This window comes from Photorhabdus viridis, from assembly GCF_040256935.1.
Classification (GTDB): domain Bacteria; phylum Pseudomonadota; class Gammaproteobacteria; order Enterobacterales; family Enterobacteriaceae; genus Photorhabdus; species Photorhabdus viridis.
The window spans coordinates 46,496-63,501 of the sequence record NZ_JBEJZY010000004.1 but is presented as its reverse complement, the minus strand read 5'-3'; the positions used below and the strand labels follow the sequence as shown (position 1 = coordinate 63,501).

At 41.1% G+C, this 17,006-nt stretch carries 14 protein-coding genes; 8 read left to right on the top strand and 6 right to left on the bottom strand.

From position 1 onward, the window contains the following. Nucleotides 1-781 precede the first annotated feature (781 nt). The 6 genes from ABR397_RS02715 (at nt 782) to ABR397_RS02690 (ending at nt 8,431) form a co-directional block, all read left to right on the top strand. On the top strand, nt 782-1,990 hold the full coding sequence (locus ABR397_RS02715; RefSeq protein WP_350304361.1) for an aspartate aminotransferase family protein: 1,209 nt from the start codon (nt 782-784) through the stop codon (nt 1,988-1,990). Between the two features lie 21 nt (nt 1,991-2,011). Then, a complete protein-coding gene (gene astA / locus ABR397_RS02710) occupies nt 2,012-3,043 on the top strand; it encodes an arginine N-succinyltransferase (RefSeq protein WP_350304360.1) in 1,032 nt (343 codons plus the stop codon). Nucleotides 3,044-3,046: 3 nt separating this feature from the next. Next, nucleotides 3,047-4,522 (top strand): succinylglutamate-semialdehyde dehydrogenase, encoded by a 1,476-nt coding sequence (astD, locus tag ABR397_RS02705; protein WP_350304359.1) that lies wholly within the window; start codon nt 3,047-3,049, stop codon nt 4,520-4,522. Between the two features lie 26 nt (nt 4,523-4,548). Then, complete coding sequence (gene astB / locus ABR397_RS02700; protein ID WP_350304358.1) at nt 4,549-5,892, top strand: N-succinylarginine dihydrolase; 1,344 nt, start codon at nt 4,549-4,551, stop codon at nt 5,890-5,892. 12 nt (nt 5,893-5,904) lie between these two features. Continuing rightward, nucleotides 5,905-6,897 carry a succinylglutamate desuccinylase gene (astE, locus tag ABR397_RS02695; RefSeq protein WP_350304357.1) on the top strand — a complete coding sequence of 331 codons (993 nt, stop codon included), beginning with the start codon at nt 5,905-5,907 and terminating at the stop codon, nt 6,895-6,897. A gap of 100 nt (nt 6,898-6,997) precedes the next feature. Beyond that, nucleotides 6,998-8,431, top strand: coding sequence for an amino acid permease (locus tag ABR397_RS02690; RefSeq protein ID WP_350304356.1), 1,434 nt, complete (start codon nt 6,998-7,000; stop codon nt 8,429-8,431). Between the two features lie 109 nt (nt 8,432-8,540). Here the strand turns inward: ABR397_RS02690 and ABR397_RS02685 are convergent, their stop codons facing one another. Both ABR397_RS02685 and ABR397_RS02680 read right to left on the bottom strand, forming a co-directional pair. Beyond that, a complete protein-coding gene (locus tag ABR397_RS02685) occupies nt 8,541-8,882 on the bottom strand; it encodes a hypothetical protein (protein WP_350304355.1) in 342 nt (113 codons plus the stop codon). Nucleotides 8,883-9,038: 156 nt separating this feature from the next. Next, nucleotides 9,039-9,806 carry a hypothetical protein gene (locus tag ABR397_RS02680; protein WP_350304354.1) on the bottom strand — a complete coding sequence of 256 codons (768 nt, stop codon included), beginning with the start codon at nt 9,804-9,806 and terminating at the stop codon, nt 9,039-9,041. 643 nt (nt 9,807-10,449) lie between these two features. Here ABR397_RS02680 and ABR397_RS02675 point away from each other — a divergent pair. Continuing rightward, on the top strand, nt 10,450-11,079 hold the full coding sequence (locus ABR397_RS02675) for a hypothetical protein (protein WP_350304353.1): 630 nt from the start codon (nt 10,450-10,452) through the stop codon (nt 11,077-11,079). A 397-nt stretch (nt 11,080-11,476) separates the two neighbouring features. After that, nucleotides 11,477-12,181, top strand: coding sequence for a hypothetical protein (locus ABR397_RS02670; protein ID WP_350304352.1), 705 nt, complete (start codon nt 11,477-11,479; stop codon nt 12,179-12,181). 135 nt (nt 12,182-12,316) lie between these two features. Here the strand turns inward: ABR397_RS02670 and ABR397_RS02665 are convergent, their stop codons facing one another. From ABR397_RS02665 to ackA, 4 genes are all read right to left on the bottom strand, one after another. Continuing rightward, the gene (locus ABR397_RS02665; protein WP_350304351.1) at nt 12,317-12,664 is read right to left on the bottom strand and encodes a type II toxin-antitoxin system RelE family toxin; all 348 of its coding nucleotides are present in this window, start codon (nt 12,662-12,664) and stop codon (nt 12,317-12,319) included. Between the two features lie 23 nt (nt 12,665-12,687). After that, nucleotides 12,688-12,915, bottom strand: coding sequence for a prevent-host-death protein (locus ABR397_RS02660; protein WP_023045495.1), 228 nt, complete (start codon nt 12,913-12,915; stop codon nt 12,688-12,690). Nucleotides 12,916-13,224: 309 nt separating this feature from the next. After that, nucleotides 13,225-15,351 carry a phosphate acetyltransferase gene (pta, locus tag ABR397_RS02655; RefSeq protein WP_350304368.1) on the bottom strand — a complete coding sequence of 709 codons (2,127 nt, stop codon included), beginning with the start codon at nt 15,349-15,351 and terminating at the stop codon, nt 13,225-13,227. 84 nt (nt 15,352-15,435) lie between these two features. Next, a complete protein-coding gene (ackA, locus tag ABR397_RS02650; protein WP_350304350.1) occupies nt 15,436-16,638 on the bottom strand; it encodes an acetate kinase in 1,203 nt (400 codons plus the stop codon). Between the last annotated feature and the right edge of the window lie 368 nt (nt 16,639-17,006).

Here is a 17,006-nt window from a genome sequence, read left to right as displayed (position 1 = left end):
CACTCCGCCTGACCGCAATTCTTAGTTGAATCAATAAGGAGAGCGTAAAAACGAGGGGAACCATAGATTTTTTATGCTCTCCTTATCTGTCTCTCTACCCAGGTAAATCATCAGGATAAGTCTGAATGCGATCAATTTGTTACAGATAATTCGACGAGGTAGTGATGTTGTTATTGCTTGAAATTTAACAAAGTTCAGACATCGCTAATTTTCTTGGCGGAATAGTTAATTTTGTATTAAGTTATAGTCGGATTGTTCATTTATTTTGTTATTTTGATTATAGATTTACCTTGGTTTTTGCAAAATTAAATTCCGTCAAATTTTATTTTACATTTAAGTGGATAAGTTTCTGACGTTATTAATGAATAATTATTTATTTATTCTTTTCATCTATATGTAGCAAGTTTAATTTATTCATCATTTATTCCCTTTTTATTCATAATAAGTGCATAAAGTGTGCATAAAAATACTTCTTGGAATTTTGAACGAGATCAAAAAGTATTTTTTTTGTTTATGACTTGTGTTGACTTTGTTAAGCATGAGCAACAATATCTGTCTAATGGCTGAGCAACTATTTTTCGAAAATAATGATGAGGATTAATAAGCATAATATTAACTGAATCCTGTAATTTTATTATTTTTAAGGCTTTTTAGGTTTCACTTTAGTTAAATTTTCACCTCGGCATTCATTAATAATTTGTGTAAGTATGAGATGAAAAATGATGCGGAGCATATTGTTTTATCTCGTCCGAATACTCTCTATTTTAAGGGGAAATGATCTATGTCAGAAAATATTCAGAGAAGTTGGTTTGATCACTATATGGTACCTTGTTTTTCTCCTGCTAAGTTCATACCTGTTAGGGCTGAAGGTTCGAGAGTATGGGATCAGGATGGCAAGGAATATATTGATCTTGCTGGTGGAATTGCGGTGAATTCATTAGGGCATGCCCATCCGGAATTAAAAGATGAGTTAATTTCTCAGATTGAGAAATTATGGCATATAGGAAATGGTTACACTAATGAGCCCGTTCTGAAATTAGCAAAGAAACTTGTGGAAAATACTTTTGCTGATAAGGTGTTTTTCTGCAATTCAGGGGCAGAAGCTAACGAGGCGGCATTAAAATTAGCTAGAAAATATGCTGCTGATAACTATGGGAAAAATAAGAGAGAAATTATCTCATTTAAAGATTCTTTTCATGGTAGGACATTATTTACTGTTACGGTAGGAGGACAACCAAAATATTCACAAGATTATGCTCCTCTTCCTCAAGAAATCACTCATCTTCCTTATAACGATTTATCTGCGATCAGAGAACGCATTTCTGAAAATACCTGTGCGGTTATTGTCGAGCCGATTATCGGTGAAGGTGGCGTTATTCCCGCCGATCCTGCATTTTTGCAGGAATTGCGTATGTTATGTGATCGTTTTCAGGCGCTGCTCATTTTTGATGAAATTCAGACTGGCATGGGCCGTACCGGATATCTTTATGCTTATCAGGAATATGGAGTTACGCCTGATATTCTTACCAGCGCTAAAGGCCTCGGAGGGGGGTTCCCTATCGGCGCCATGTTGACAAAACAACATATTGCAGAGGTTTTTCAACCTGGAACACACGGCACGACGTTTGGTGGTAATCCATTGGCAGCCGCCGTTGCCAATAAGGTGTTTTCAATAGTTAATCAGACGGAACTCCTCGCCGGAGTTCAGCAGCGCCATGAATACTTCATGGACAAGTTATCGGAACTGAATCAGCGCTATCAATTATTTAGCTGTTTGCGGGGCAAAGGGCTGCTTTTAGGCGCTGAATTGAATCAAGCCTGGCAGGGTAAGGCGAAGCAGTTAACCAATATAGCAGCAGAGGAAGGATTAATTGCCTTAATTGCCGGCCCGGATGTGTTGCGCTTTGCGCCGGCATTAAACATCGAATTTGCTGATATTGATGAAGGTCTGGTTCGCCTTGAAAGCGCCATTATGCGGTTTGTGGGTTAATGGTAAGTTGAAGGTGACGTTATGATGCTTTTCCGAACTGTCCGGCATAGTGACTTAAATGGCATTCAGTCCTTATCTGAACGCGCTGGTATAGGTCTGACATCCTTGCCAAATAACCTGGAGCAATTACGTTCACGTATTTCACGTAGCGTGGATACTTTCAATGGAAAACTGACCAGGGCCCAGCAGGGATTCCTTTTTGTGCTGGAAGATACCGGCGAGAATCGTGTCGTGGGCGTCAGCGCGATAGAAGCGGCGGTAGGATTGGAGGAGCCGTTTTATAACTTTCGCGTACAAAGAACCATTCGTTCGTCACGTGAGTTGGGAGTCTATAAAGTTATTGAAGCTTTATCGCTGGAACAAGATCAGACCGGTAACAGCGAATTATGTACCTTGTTCCTGGATCCGGAATATCATAAAGGGAAAAACGGCATGTTTCTTTCTAAAGCGCGTTTCCTTTTTATTGCGGCATTCAGGGATCTATTTTCTAAAATAATATTCGCTGAAATGCGTGGTGTCGCGGATGAGAAGGGAAATTCACCTTTTTGGAATGCCTTGGGACAGCACTTTTTTGGTATTCCTTTTTCCCAGGCAGATTATTTAACCGGTATTGGGTCGAAAACCTTCATTGCTGAGTTGATGCCCCTTCATCCTGTTTATATATCCCTATTACCCGCTGAGGCACAGCGGGTAATAGGGCAGGTTCATGAGAAAACGGTACCGGCCCGTACGATCCTCGAAAAAGAGGGTCTGGCCTATGAAGGCCATATCGATATTTTTGATGCAGGCGCTTTACTACAGGCCGAGATCGACCGGATACGCGCAGTAAAAGAGAGTCGGCTTATTCCTGTCCGCCGGGTTAAGTCAGTTGCCAGAACTGATGGGGTACCCTGCATCATTTCTAATCAGCGCTTTAGTGACTTTCGTGCGCTGTTACTGCATGTTGCGTATGACAGTAATGAGATTTTTTTAACATCAGCAGAAATGGATGCACTCCAAATCAATGACGGAAATCAGGTACGACTCGTCACTCTTTTTCCAAGGGAACACTAAGATATGAATCATCAAGTACATTACATTGGGGGCGAATGGGTTGAGGGGCAGGGTGAGTTGATGACTAAATTCGCCCCAGTAGATCAGAAAATTCTGTGGCAAGCTAACAGCGCTGATCCTTCTCAAGTTAGAGCAGCTTGCCAGTCTGCCCGTGAGGCGTTTTATTCGTGGTCACATTTGCCAGTTAGCGAGCGAATGAAGATTGTCCAGACGTTTGCCGCTTTACTGAATGACGAGAAAGAATCTTTGGCGCGTGTTATCAGTCAGGAAACCAGCAAGCCATTATGGGAAGCCGGTACTGAAATACAATCCATGATAGGTAAGGCGGCGATTTCTATCGAAGCATGGGAACAGCGCACTGGAGAGTCGGAAATCATTATGCCGGACGGCCGGGCCTTGCTGCGTCATCGCCCTCATGGTGTGATGGCGGTTTTTGGTCCGTATAATTTTCCTGGTCACTTACCGAATGGTCATATAATTCCTGCGCTTATTGCCGGTAATACGTTGGTGTTTAAACCGAGTGAACTGACACCGATGACCGCGGAAGAAACTGTAAAGCTGTGGGAAAAAGCCGGTTTGCCCGCCGGTGTGCTTAATTTAGTTCAAGGGGCGCGTAATACGGGGACGGCGCTGCTGGAGGACAAGCAGATTGATGGTGTGCTGTTTACTGGGAGCGCTAATACTGGCTTTCATTTTCACCGCATGTTTGGCGGTCAGCCAGAGAAAATGTTGGCGCTTGAAATGGGAGGGAACAACGCACTGATCGTAGATGCTTGCGATGATATTGATGCTGCCGTTTACACTATTGTGCAGTCAGCATTTATCTCCGCCGGTCAGCGTTGCACTTGTGCCCGCAGATTACTGGTAAAAAATGGCGCGCACGGGGATGCGGTAATTAAGCGGCTGGTTGCGGTGACTGAACAGATTGTTCCAGCTCATTGGGATGCACAACCCCAACCGTTTATGGGGGGCGTTATTTCTCTACAGGCGGTTCAGAATCTGTTAGAAGCGCAAGATCGACTGCAAAAACTCGGTGGGGTTTCGCTGGTTTCGCTGGAACAACACGATCCTCAATCAACGTTGCTGACCCCCGGGATTATCGATGTTAGCCGGGTGGCCGATGTGCCTGATGAAGAGTATTTTGGTCCGCTACTCACTCTTATGCGTTATGACATGTTTGATGAAGCGTTGGCAATAGCGAATAACACCCGGTTCGGATTGGCCACGGGTTTGATTTCGCCGGATGCTTCGTTGTTCCAACGCCTGTCGGAAGATGCGAGAGCCGGAATTGTGAACTGGAATAAACCGTTGACAGGGGCTTCCAGTAAAGCACCTTTTGGTGGCATTGGCGCTTCGGGAAACTTCCGCCCTAGTGCTTATTATGCTGCTGATTACTGTGCCTGGCCTATGGCATCTTTGGTTACTGACAAACTCGCGTTACCTGAAGCGCTCGCGCCGGGGATCCATTTTCCTGATTAACTTACACAATTTTTCCAGAGGTATTTATGTCCGGTTTTGAAGCAAATTTTGATGGTTTGGTTGGTCTGACTCATCATTACGCAGGGCTTTCAGTCGGCAATAAAGCGTCTATACATAACCGGGACCGGGTGTCTAACCCACGCAAAGCCGCGCTTCAAGGGCTGATGAAAATGAAAGCGCTGGCTGATGCGGGATTTGTTCAGGGGGTGCTGCCACCACAACAACGTCCCAATATTCCAGCCTTACGTAATTTAGGTTTTACAGGTAGTGATGAGCAAATACTTGATAAAGCAGATAAATATTCTCCAGTGTTGTTATCAAAACTGAGCTCTGCTTCATCAATGTGGACAGCAAATGCGGCAACCGTGTCACCTTCGGTGGATAGTGCTGACCAACGGGTACATTTCACCGTGGCAAATTTAAATAACAAACTGCACCGTTCGTTGGAAGCAGAAACCACGGCAGCTGCGTTAAAAGCCACTTTTGCTGATCAAAACCATTTTGTTCATCATCAGGCGCTTGTGCAGCATGAAAATTTTGGTGATGAAGGGGCGGCAAACCATAATCGCCTCGGTGGCGAATATGGTACGCCGGGCGTACAAGTGTTTGTCTATGGCCGTAGCGCGTTTCGCGGTAGCCCGGTGCCCCAGCGCTATCCCGCACGACAAACACTGGAAGCAAGTGAAGCCATTGCACGGTTGCATCAGCTTAATCCGGCACAAACCGTTTTTGTGCAGCAAAACCCAGTCGCTATTGACAGCGGTGTTTTCCATAATGATGTGATTGCGGTGAGTAACCGGAATGTCCTTTTTCATCATCAGCATGCTTATCTGGATCAGGATCAGGTTCTGGCTGAAATTAAAGAGAAAATGGCGGTGTTGGGACATGATTTTGTCTCAATTGAGGTCTCTTCAGAGCAGGTCAGTATCGAAGACGCGGTTGATTCTTATCTCTTTAATAGTCAATTACTGAGTAAAGCTGATGGAAAAATGATGATTGTTGTGCCTGAAGAGTGCCGCCAGAGCGCAACAGTTTGGGCCTATTTACAGTCACTGACTGCGCAAACATCATCACCCATTAATGAAGTATGCGTTTTTGATCTGCGGGAAAGTATGCGTAATGGCGGCGGCCCGGCATGTTTGCGTCTGAGGGTTGTGTTGAATGATGCTGAATTTAGCGCGGTCAATCCTGCGACAATAATGAATACCCAGCTTTATGGACGCCTGGCTCAATGGATAAAACAGCATTATCGTGATGAGCTATGTGCCGGCGATCTGGTTGATCCCCAATTACTTCGAGAAGTTTATACCGCTCTGGATGAGCTTACGCAGATCCTGAATTTAGGGTCGATCTATGAATTCCAACGCTAAATTGGAGCGGATATGGATCTGTTAACTTTATTGCTTGAAAATAAACTTGCCGACCATCTGATATTTCCAGAAACAATGAATGCGAGCTGGCTAGCAGAAGGGGTATTGCAACTTATTCCCCATACTCCCCATGAAGGAAAAAACCGGTCCTTGGTTATTTCTGCCGGTATTCACGGTAATGAAACTGCGCCCATTGAAATACTGATTCAATTACTGGCACAGTTGGCGGATGGCACGTTGCCGCTAAAAAATAACCTGCTGATTATCTTTGGTAACTTGCCGGCTATGCGGACGAATCGACGTTATCTGCATAACGATTTGAATCGTATGTTTGGTGGCCGTTATCTGGATTTTCCTCTGGGAAATGAGCGATCGCGTGCGGCTGAACTTGAAAATATTGTCAGCCGTTTTTTTACTGAACCTTCTGTGTCCTCTGCAAATATGCGCTGGCATATTGATCTGCATACCGCTATACGCGCTTCTCATCATGAGCAATTTGCGTTATTGCCTGCTCAAAGCTGTCCATTTTCTGCCGAATTTATGCAATGGTTGAATGACAGCGATATTGATGCGCTTGTTTATCACCGTTCAAAAGGAGGAACTTTCAGCCATTTTCTGCATGAAAAGTTTGGGGCGGATAGCTGTACGATGGAAATGGGTAAGGCAATGCCTTTTGGCGGAAATGATTTAAGCAGGTTTCAAAGAATTACTGATTCTCTTTATGGCTTAATCTCTTCATCGCAAATAGTCGCACGAGTTAAATCTGAGCTGAAACATTACCAGGTAATTGATTCCATTATTAAGAGCGATGAAAGTTTCCAGCTTCATATTCCCGCAGATACCATGAATTTCACTGAGTTGTCAGAGGGATTTGAAATCGCCAGCCAGCATGATTGCCATTGGAAAATTAAATTCCCAGCGAAATTTATTTTATTTCCTAATGCTGAGGTTGCTAATGGATTACGAGCGGGATTGTTACTTGCCTTAAATGAAAAAAATAATTAAATAAAACATAACTCCATTTTCTTTCTGAAGCAGTAGCAACTTTTTCTTCAGAAAGATTCAGCGGTCTGTTTCTTCGCTTTAATGACGGACAGGTATTATAATGATAAAAAATAATAAAAATCAACAAAACATTTCGGCAGGAAAATTTACTGATCCGCAAGAGCTTCATCGAGGGCTAAGTGCACGTCATATTCAATTAATTTCCATTGGCGGCGCTATTGGCACCGGCTTATTTATGGGTTCAGGAAAAACCATTGCTGTATCCGGTACATCGATCATTATTACCTATGCCATTGTGGGTTTCTTTGTCTATATGGTGATGAGGGCGATGGGGGAATTACTTCTCACTAAACTGAATTATCGCTCTTTTGCTGATTTCGTATCTGATTATTTAGGGACGAAAGCGAGTTTTTTTCTCGGCTGGACTTATTGGATGAGTTGGATTGTATCCTGTATTGCTGATGTCGTTGTTTGTGGCGGATATATTCAATATTGGTTCCCTGGCGTTTCTCTTTGGATACCTGCGTTTTTGACTCTGGGTTTACTTTGTACTTGCAATCTTCTTTCCGTGCGATTATTTGGCGAAGCTGAATTCTGGTTTGCTATTATTAAGGTGATTGCGATTTTAGCGTTGATTATTGTTGGTGTCGGTATGGTGATGATAGGTTGGCAATCACCGGATGGTATGACGGCATCGGTTAATAATCTGACTGATCCGTCAGTATTTTTGCCGAATGGTATTTTTGGTTTTTTTGCCGGTTTCCAGATAGCGATTTTTTCTTTCACTGGGGTTGAGCTGGTGGGTACCATGACAGCGGAAACAAAAAATCCGGAAAAGATATTGCCGAAGGCAGTCAAAAGTATTCCGATAAGAATCATTATCTTCTATATTTTCTCCATGTTAAGCATCATTGCGGTAACTTCCTGGGGGAGAATTTCATCTGAAACCAGCCCTTTTGTGACCTTATTTGCTTTGGCTGGTTTGCCCGCCGCGGCAGCTATTGTTAACTTTGTTGCATTAACGTCGGCAATGTCCTCCGCTAACAGTGGATTATACGCCTGTACGCGTATGCTTTATGGTTTATCGACTGAAAGAAATGCGCCTCGGAAATTTAAAGTTCTTACCCGTAATACAGCGATTCCTGTACATAGCCTGATATTTTCCTGCTTCTGTATGATCGTTGGCTCGTCACTTTTATTTATCATGCCGAATGTCATGAGATTATTTACTATTGTATCAACCGTTGCTTCTATTATGGTTATTTATAGCTGGTGTATGATATTAATTGCTTATTTAGCTTACCGTAAACATCATCCTGATTTGCATAAGCGTTCAATATTTAAGATGCCTCTGGGGGTGCCAATGACTTGGATAACGCTGGTTTTTTTCGCCCTGACCATTGTCGTTATGGTTTTTGATCCAGATACGTTGGTAGCTCTCTGTGGTACGCCTTTGTGGTTTATCGCGTTAAGTATTCTATGGCGCGTGAAAAAGAAAAATGAAGCACAGGAAGAACATGGTCATTCCTCATAACAAAAATAATAATTTCAGATCAAAAACTGGGATTATTATTTTATTTATGTGAGATATATTGGCGGTAATATATGAACTAAGCATTTGTGCATATATTACCATCCTATATTTAAGGCTCACTCCTCGTTTCATGATTACGATAATCTTTATCCGGAGATTCACAGGTTATTTTTGAAGTAATATTGTATTCTCCATTTTTGGATACTCTGACAAAATCTACACTTACTTGTAGAGCATAATTTATTGCAGTACCGAGTATAGTAAGTAGACCTGTTAGTTCTTTTGAAGAAGTTGTGACTCCATCAAGTATAAAATGGTAATAATTATTTTCTTTGTCTAACAATGTGAATGACACATATGTCTCACCATCGCCGATAGAAACAGGAAAAGTATAGTCTTTAATGATGCCAGATACTCTTTCATTTATTTTTAGGATACTGGTATTTTTCATGTATTCTCCATATGTTTTTCCACGCAATGGAATTTATTGTACGAAAATCAGTGGCATATTTTGAGGTATAAATATTCCTTATGATTTATGTATGCCCAGCCAGAAATTTTGTATGGGCATATAAGGAATAATGGAGTTTTTGATTTAATATTTAATTCATACGCCTCCGAATTTATCAACAGCGGCATTGTAATGTTTTTTTAACAAACTTGTCTCAGTGTAATTAACTGATCTTGATTGAATATCAATTTTCGTCTCTTTCCCTGGATCGTTCTTACTTTTTCCTGTCCAATTTACAATTCGAAGCCGCCAATTGACAACTGCTTCACCAATAGCATCAACGTTATCGCCATCAGGGTTAAGGGCAATTTGGATGGCTGTTGCTTTTTGACCAGAGTCGAAATCTGCTTTGTCATCCGAGCTCAGTCCGGCAAGCCAGCCACTCATAATAGACTCCATGCTTTTCTTATCAAGTGGAGAAATCAGTGTTGCAGATGTTGTATATGCGACTTTAACAAATGCCTCTTTGATTGCATCCACAGTTGAATAATAAGACTTGTTATGAGATGCAACGGAGACCTGACCAGGGAAATCCTTGTATTGGGTTTTAAGCCAGTTAAAAATTTCTTCATTTCTGGTAATGTAATCTAGCTGTCTCATTTCATGTAGCGCTCCATCAGGCTCCCAAAGCCCCTTGGATATTGTGACGACAGAGTTATGAAGGTGATTAATTCCGAATGCTTGGTACGCCCCGTTATATAATTGTGATCTGACATCTGTGATGTATTGCTGAAGTTTATCCAGGGTTGTATCTTCGCAGGTAAGACCAAGGATAGTTAATGTGTCTTTCAAACTTTCGACAGTGACTTGATCTGGGGTGATACTGTATAGCTTAAAGGGGAATCCACCTTCTTTGATAACCATAATTTTCTCCATATAATTTAATAGAATGTTTTTATTGACATATCTTAATAATTCAAAATGCATCAAAACTACATCAAGACTGAGCTTTAATTATTATAAGTATTAGGCTTTAATTATTAATAGCAAACTTACTTTTGTGTTTAAAGTCACATTTTATAAAAATAAATAGATTCTCACCCAATTTTCCTTTTACTGTAATAATAAATATAGCTGAATAAGTGTTCTCTGAATTATTTTCTCATATTGAATGAGTTAGGTATTATTCTTTATGAAAGAAATGGAATTTATATAAATTAGATAGATTATTTTATTACGATTACATTATTTAGGCCATTATGGCATAAGAACAATAACCACTTTATCGCATATATTGTTGACATGTTGTTACTATTTTGTTTTTATATATTTAAATTAAATATTTTTTATTTTAATCATATTGGAATTTGTTTTTGTTTTTTATGATTTAATAACATATCTTTATTTAAGTCAAGTAGTCACAAGAGAGAATAATATAATCGGTTAATTTATCATATGTCATCTGTAATGATATGTTTTAAAATAAGTATATTAATAACAACAATGAAATTTATTTTTATTCCATTGAACGTTAAACTTCTTAATTAAATAAAGCAAGGAGATAAGTATGATTTTGAATAAAAAAGTTTTCCTGATTTCCCCATTTTTACTCGCTATGAGTAGTTTTAGTATGGCATGTAAGACAGATCCACAGATAGAAAAAATAATCACTAAAAATGGACTAGAAAATACCAAAGTGATGTCTATGTATAAAAATTGCACACTTTCAGTCTTGGCAAATACACCTAATAAAGTGACATTAGTCAATAAGAAAGCGGCAAAACGTGATGATGAAGCAAAAAATGCGATGTACTGGTATAGAGGGATGGAAATAAAGGAATATAAAGTATTTCACCAGAATAAGTATAAAAGCCTTCCTTGTGTTAAAGGAGAAAGTTTTTGTGGCATTGCTCCCCAATATACCTATTCGCAAAGTTATCTGACAAATAAAAAACCTGGAGTTGTTATTGAGTTTAGTACAATAGAACCGAAATGGTTATATAATGACTTTACAACTAAGCATAAGTGTCAAGTTAAAGCTGAGGGAGGAGGCACATACGGGCTTGGTGTGACAGGAACATCAGCGAGTTGTGATGACCAATACAAGAAACTTGGAATAGGGAATGTATTTAATAAGTGGCTTGAAAAACCAGCAAAAATAGATGTTATAATTTCTTATGTATTATTAGCAAAATAAGATTTTATATCTTTTTTCAGTTTTGTGATTTTTAGTTTTAAATGTTTATTTTCAGAATATACAGCACCGAAACATTCATGATTTCGGTGCTGTATATTGGTGATGGATTCATACATAAATTGTAATCTTATAAGATTGTTTATATTATTATGATATAAAAAACCAATAGTTATTACGTAATTATAGATAACATGTAAATATTGATAAATAATTTATTTTATATGTTATTGAAATTGTGTTTTTTGATTTAATAATCTATCTTTATTTTATAACAATATTATGTATTAGGTAATTATATTCTTATGAAGTTGATATATGTTTATTAATTATAAAGATGAAGTATATATTATTCCATTTTGGATTAAATCAAGAAATTAAATCAAGCAAGGAGATAAATATGCATTTGAATAAGAAAATTTTCCTGATTTCCCCTTTCTTACTCGCTATGAGTAGTTTTAGTATGGCATGTATGAAAGATCCGGAGGTAATTAGGAATCAGGTAAAAGATGCAATAATTAAAAATGAATTGGAAAAAACCAAAGTGATGTCTATGTATGAAAATTGCAAACTTAGGGCAAATGTAAAAGATTTTGAAAAGAGAAATGATATTGAATTAAAAAAAGTTAAAGATTCCCAGGATCCTGAAGATTCTAATATAGAAAATGCGAAGTATTGGTATAGGGGAATGGATCAATATGAATATAGATCATTGAATGACAAGAATAATAATTATGAAAGAGTCGTTTGTGTTACAGAAGAGAAAAGCTATTGTGGAATTACACCTCAGTTTACTTATGCGAAAATTTATCCGAAACCTTCTCCGGGTAAATCTAAGGACAGAATAAAACCAAAAATTACTATAAGATTTAATACTGAAGAACACGGTTGGCTGTATAATGATTTTAACGGTAAACATGGCTGTGAAGGTAAAACTGAAGCTGGAGAATCGTCGTACGGACTTGGTAAACAAGGAACATCGAAAAATTGTGATGAGGAATATAAGAGACTTGGAATAGGAAATGTATTTAACAAATGGTTATCAGAAGGGAAAATACAAGCCGAAGTTTATTATGTACTATTGCCAAAAGATCCAAAAAAATAATTGTAACATTTTTCCTACAATTATGTAATCGTTAACCCTAAATTTGTGCAGATAAATGTAAACATGAAGTGCCGCATATCTGCGGCACAATTAAATTTTTCTGTAGTAACTTATGTTTTTACTTGGCAAACATAATTAGATTTCAATCAAACGGGTGAACAACAAATGCTGAATATCCTGCTTCTGGGCCATGATGACATGTGCTGAGATCTGATTAACATTATCTATTGAGTAAATAATTCGGTATCCACCTGATGTATTGCATTCACGGTATTTGCTGCAACCTAGTTTCATGAGTTCGGCAGAAATAGGTGATCCCTCAGGAAAAGAGCAAACTTTATTTTCAAATTCCTTCACTAGTTTTTTAATTATTGGCCTTGGGTCTATTTCCTTACTGCGTAAAAATTCTGAAATAACTTTTACGCTGGTTTTAGCTGTTTCTGTATATTGAACGGTAACATTATCTGACATTTTTGATGGCATTTAGCTCTCCGGTTATTAACAGCTCATATATTTGCCAATAACTGATCACTGGTATAGGTTCGTCCTTGTTCTTTATCTTTCTCAGAAAGTGTGAGTAATTTAAGTAAAGCTATTGCTTGATCTCGTTGTTTTCTTTCTGTAAATGATTCAATAACATAGGCTGGTACACCATTTTGTGTGACCAGAATTGGTTCAGATAATTCAAGAGCGGAGGCGTTCTTTTTTATAAAGCTGATCGTTTCTATTCTCATTATGACCTTCTAATCATTTTTGTAATTAATAGTATGCTTCCTCAAGTCTGGTGTGTCAGCGCTTGTCACTACCGTCCATGATGTGATTAAGTTGGCTGATTGGTCTAAATATAGTTTTTATTTGGTCTGCTTGCAAATTTTTATCTCACTTTACTTTGCCCTATTGAATTACGTTGATGATAGTACGTTCTTGAAGATATCAGTTTGAATTGGAAGCGATTTAGTTTAATAGAGAAATAGGAGAGGTTAGTAAGGACTGAGTTTTGTGTGGAATTCAGCCCTTATATTAGTTTGATATGCCAGAAACGGTTACGCTTCTCCCTGTGCCGATTGAATCGCCGTCAGTGCAACAGTGTAAACAATATCGTCTACTAAAGCGCCACGGGACAAATCGTTCACTGGTTTACGCATACCTTGCAGCATTGGCCCGATAGAAACCAGATCCGCAGAACGTTGTACCGCTTTATAAGTGGTGTTGCCGGTGTTCAAATCAGGGAAGATGAACACGGTAGCTTGACCGGCGACCGGTGAGTTTGGCGCTTTGGATTTCGCTACATCTGCCATGATAGCGGCGTCATATTGCAGTGGGCCATCAATGATCAGATCTGGACGTTTTTCCTGTGCTAAACGGGTTGCTTCACGAACTTTCTCAACATCACTGCCCGCACCGGAGTTACCGGTAGAGTAGGAGATCATAGCAACGCGAGGCTCGATACCAAATGCTTTAGCCGAATCCGCCGATTGAATAGCGATTTCAGACAGTTGTTCCGCCGTCGGATCCGGGTTGATCGCACAGTCGCCGTAAACCAGAACTTGTTCTGGCAGCAGCATAAAGAACACGGATGATACCAGTGAGCTGCCAGGTGCGGTTTTGATTAACTGTAATGGTGGACGGATCGTGTTTGCCGTGGTGTGTACCGCACCGGAAACCAAGCCGTCAACTTCACCCTGTTCCAGCATCAATGTACCCAGAACAACGTTGTCTTCCAATTGCTCGCGTGCGACGACTTCGGTCATGCCTTTGTTTTTACGCAGTTCAACCAGACGTGGGACATAACGCTCACGTACAGCAACCGGATCAACAATTTCAATGCCGGTACCCAGTTCTACTCCCTGAGCAGCTGCAACACGGCGGATCTCTTCTGGATCGCCCAGCAGCACACAGCGCGCAATACCCCGGTCAGCACAGATAGACGCCGCTTTCACGGTACGAGGCTCATCACCTTCAGGCAGAACAATCCGCTTACCTGCTTTGCGTGCCAGTTCAGTGAGTTGATAACGGAATGCCGGCGGCGACAGGCGGTGTGGACGTTCAGAGTTTGCTGTCAGCGAGTCGATCCACTCTTTGTTGATGTGTTGTGCGACGTAGTTTTGCAGTTTTTCGATACGTTCATGGTCATCTGCCGGGACTTCCAGGCTGAAACTTTGCAGGCTGAGGGAAGTCTGCCAGGTGTTGGTATCAACCATAAAGACGGGCAGGCCAGTGCCGAAAGCACGTTCACACAGTTGCTTAATAGGTTGATCAATGGCATAGCCGCCGGTTAGTAGAATTGCACCGATTTCAACACCATTCATGGCCGCCAGGCAAGCTGAAACCAGAACATCTGGACGATCAGCAGAAGTCACCAGCAGGGATCCCGGACGGAAGTGCTCCAGCATATGTGGAATGCTGCGTGCACAGAAGGTCACGGATTTCACACGGCGGGTTTTGATTGCGCCTTCGTTGATAATGCGGGCGTTCAGGTGTTTTGCCATATCGATTGCACGCGTCGCAATCAGATCAAAATTCCACGGAATGCAGCCAAGGATTGGCAATGGGCTATTTTTAGCCAGTTTGTTTGGATCGATGTTAGCTACGATGGCTTTTGAGGATTCGTCAAAGATTTCTGACAGATCAGGACGGGTACGACCTTGATCATCAACCGGCGCATTCAGTTTGTTAACAATAACACCCGTAATGTTCTGGTTTTTGCTGCCGCCAAATTCAGCACGAGCCAGTTCAACGCGTTCTTTCAACTGCTCTTGGGAATCGCTGCCTAGCGCTAGTACGAACACAATTTCAGCGTTCAGTGTCTTGGCGATTTCATAGTTCAGCGATTGGGCGAACGGATGTTTACGGGTTGGAACCAGACCTTCAATCAGGATAACTTCTGCGTCTTTGGTGTTTTCGTGGTAAAGGGCCACGATCTTTTCCATCAGGACATCTTTCTGATTTGTGGTCAGTAAAGATTCCACATAGGCCATATCCAGTGGTTCAGCGGTTTTAATGCTGGAGTGAGAACGGATGATTGTAGTGGTTTGATCTTGCGCGCCACAGCAACGGGATTGGGCGATGGGTTTGAAAACACTCAGGCTGACGCCTTTCTGCTCCATTGAGCGGATAACACCCAAACTAACACTGGTCAGGCCGACGCTGGTGCTGGTAGGGATCAACATAATTGTGCGAGACACGGAAACCTCTTTACGGTTGCTCGTTGGTCAAAATAGTACCGCCAGCAGCAGCTGGCGGTGTGCAAAGTATTACGCGGTCAGGCGCGCAGCGTCTTGAGCGATGACTAATTCTTCATTCGTCGGGATCACCAGAGCAGGACGGCTGTTGTCAGTCGTGATGGCGCCGGATTTACCGAAACGGGCAGCCAGGTTGCGTTCGTGATCATATTCAAAACCTAACAGCGCCAATTTTTTCAGCACCAGTTCACGCACCAGCGAGGAGTTTTCACCGATACCACCGGTAAAGATAATGGCATCCAGACGACCTTCCATCAGGGCAGAGTACGAACCGACGTATTTAGCCAGACGGTGGCAGTAGACATCCATAGCACGTTTGGCATCGGCTTTGGTTGCGTAGTTATCTTCTATATAACGGCAGTCGCTGGTGACTTCTGTCAGACCCAGCAAGCCGGATTCTTTAGTCAGCAGTTTGTTGATCTGTTCAACGCTCATGCCCAGAGCGTCATGTAGGTGAAAAATGATAGCAGGATCGATATCACCGCTGCGAGTACCCATGACCAGACCTTCCAATGGCGTTAATCCCATAGAAGTGTCAACACACTGACCATTAACGATAGCGGAGATAGAACCGCCATTACCCAGATGGCAGACGATAACATTCAGCTCTTCAACCGGTTTGTTCAGCACTTTCGCTGTTTCACGGGAAACGAAGAAGTGGCTGGTTCCGTGTGCGCCATAGCGACGGATACCATGCTCTTTATACAGGTTGTATGGCAGGGCATACAGGTAAGCTTCTTCCGGCATGGTCTGATGGAAAGCGGTGTCGAAAACGGCAACGTTTTTGTCCGCCAGATGTGGGAAGCCTTTTTTCGCTTCTTCAATACCAATCAGGTGAGCAGGGTTGTGCAGTGGCGCGAATGGAACCGCATCTTTAATGCCCTGAATAACGTCATCATTGATGGTGACAGACGCGGTGAACTTTTCACCGCCGTGAACAATGCGGTGACCGATGGCGGCGATTTTAGCGGAAAGTTCTGGTTTCTCCGCCAGAATAGTATTAACAATAAAGTTCAATGCTTCACTGTGGGCTGCACCAGCACCTAAAGCGGCTTCATGTTTTGCGCCATCCATTTTCCACTTAATACGGGCTTCAGGCAGGTTAAAACACTCAGCTAGACCAGAAAGATATTCTTCACCGTTAGTAGGATCGATGATAGCAAATTTCAGAGAAGAGCTACCGCAATTGAGAACCAGTACCAGCTTACTTGACATGGAAATACCTATATCTTGTTTGTCATTGTGTCTTACAGATAAGACATGTGATTAATAAAACGTCAATTACTCATTAGCATAGCGCATAACAGTGATGACGTTAAATGATTAACATCATGCTAAGTGTAAAGAGCATGATGATAAGGTTTACATTTTTTAAGAACCTTTTTTACCCGCCTGGTGTTAAATCATAGGGTAATTTGTTAACAAAATGAGCCTAAATGCAATAAAAAAGGTAAAATATGCTGCTTTACTGCTATGGACAGTATAAAAATGGATGTAGGATACCGATAGCCAGCAGTAAAGACAAAATATACTTAATCCTACAAAAAATATTTTATCACTTACAGACTTTTTTTAAAAATTAT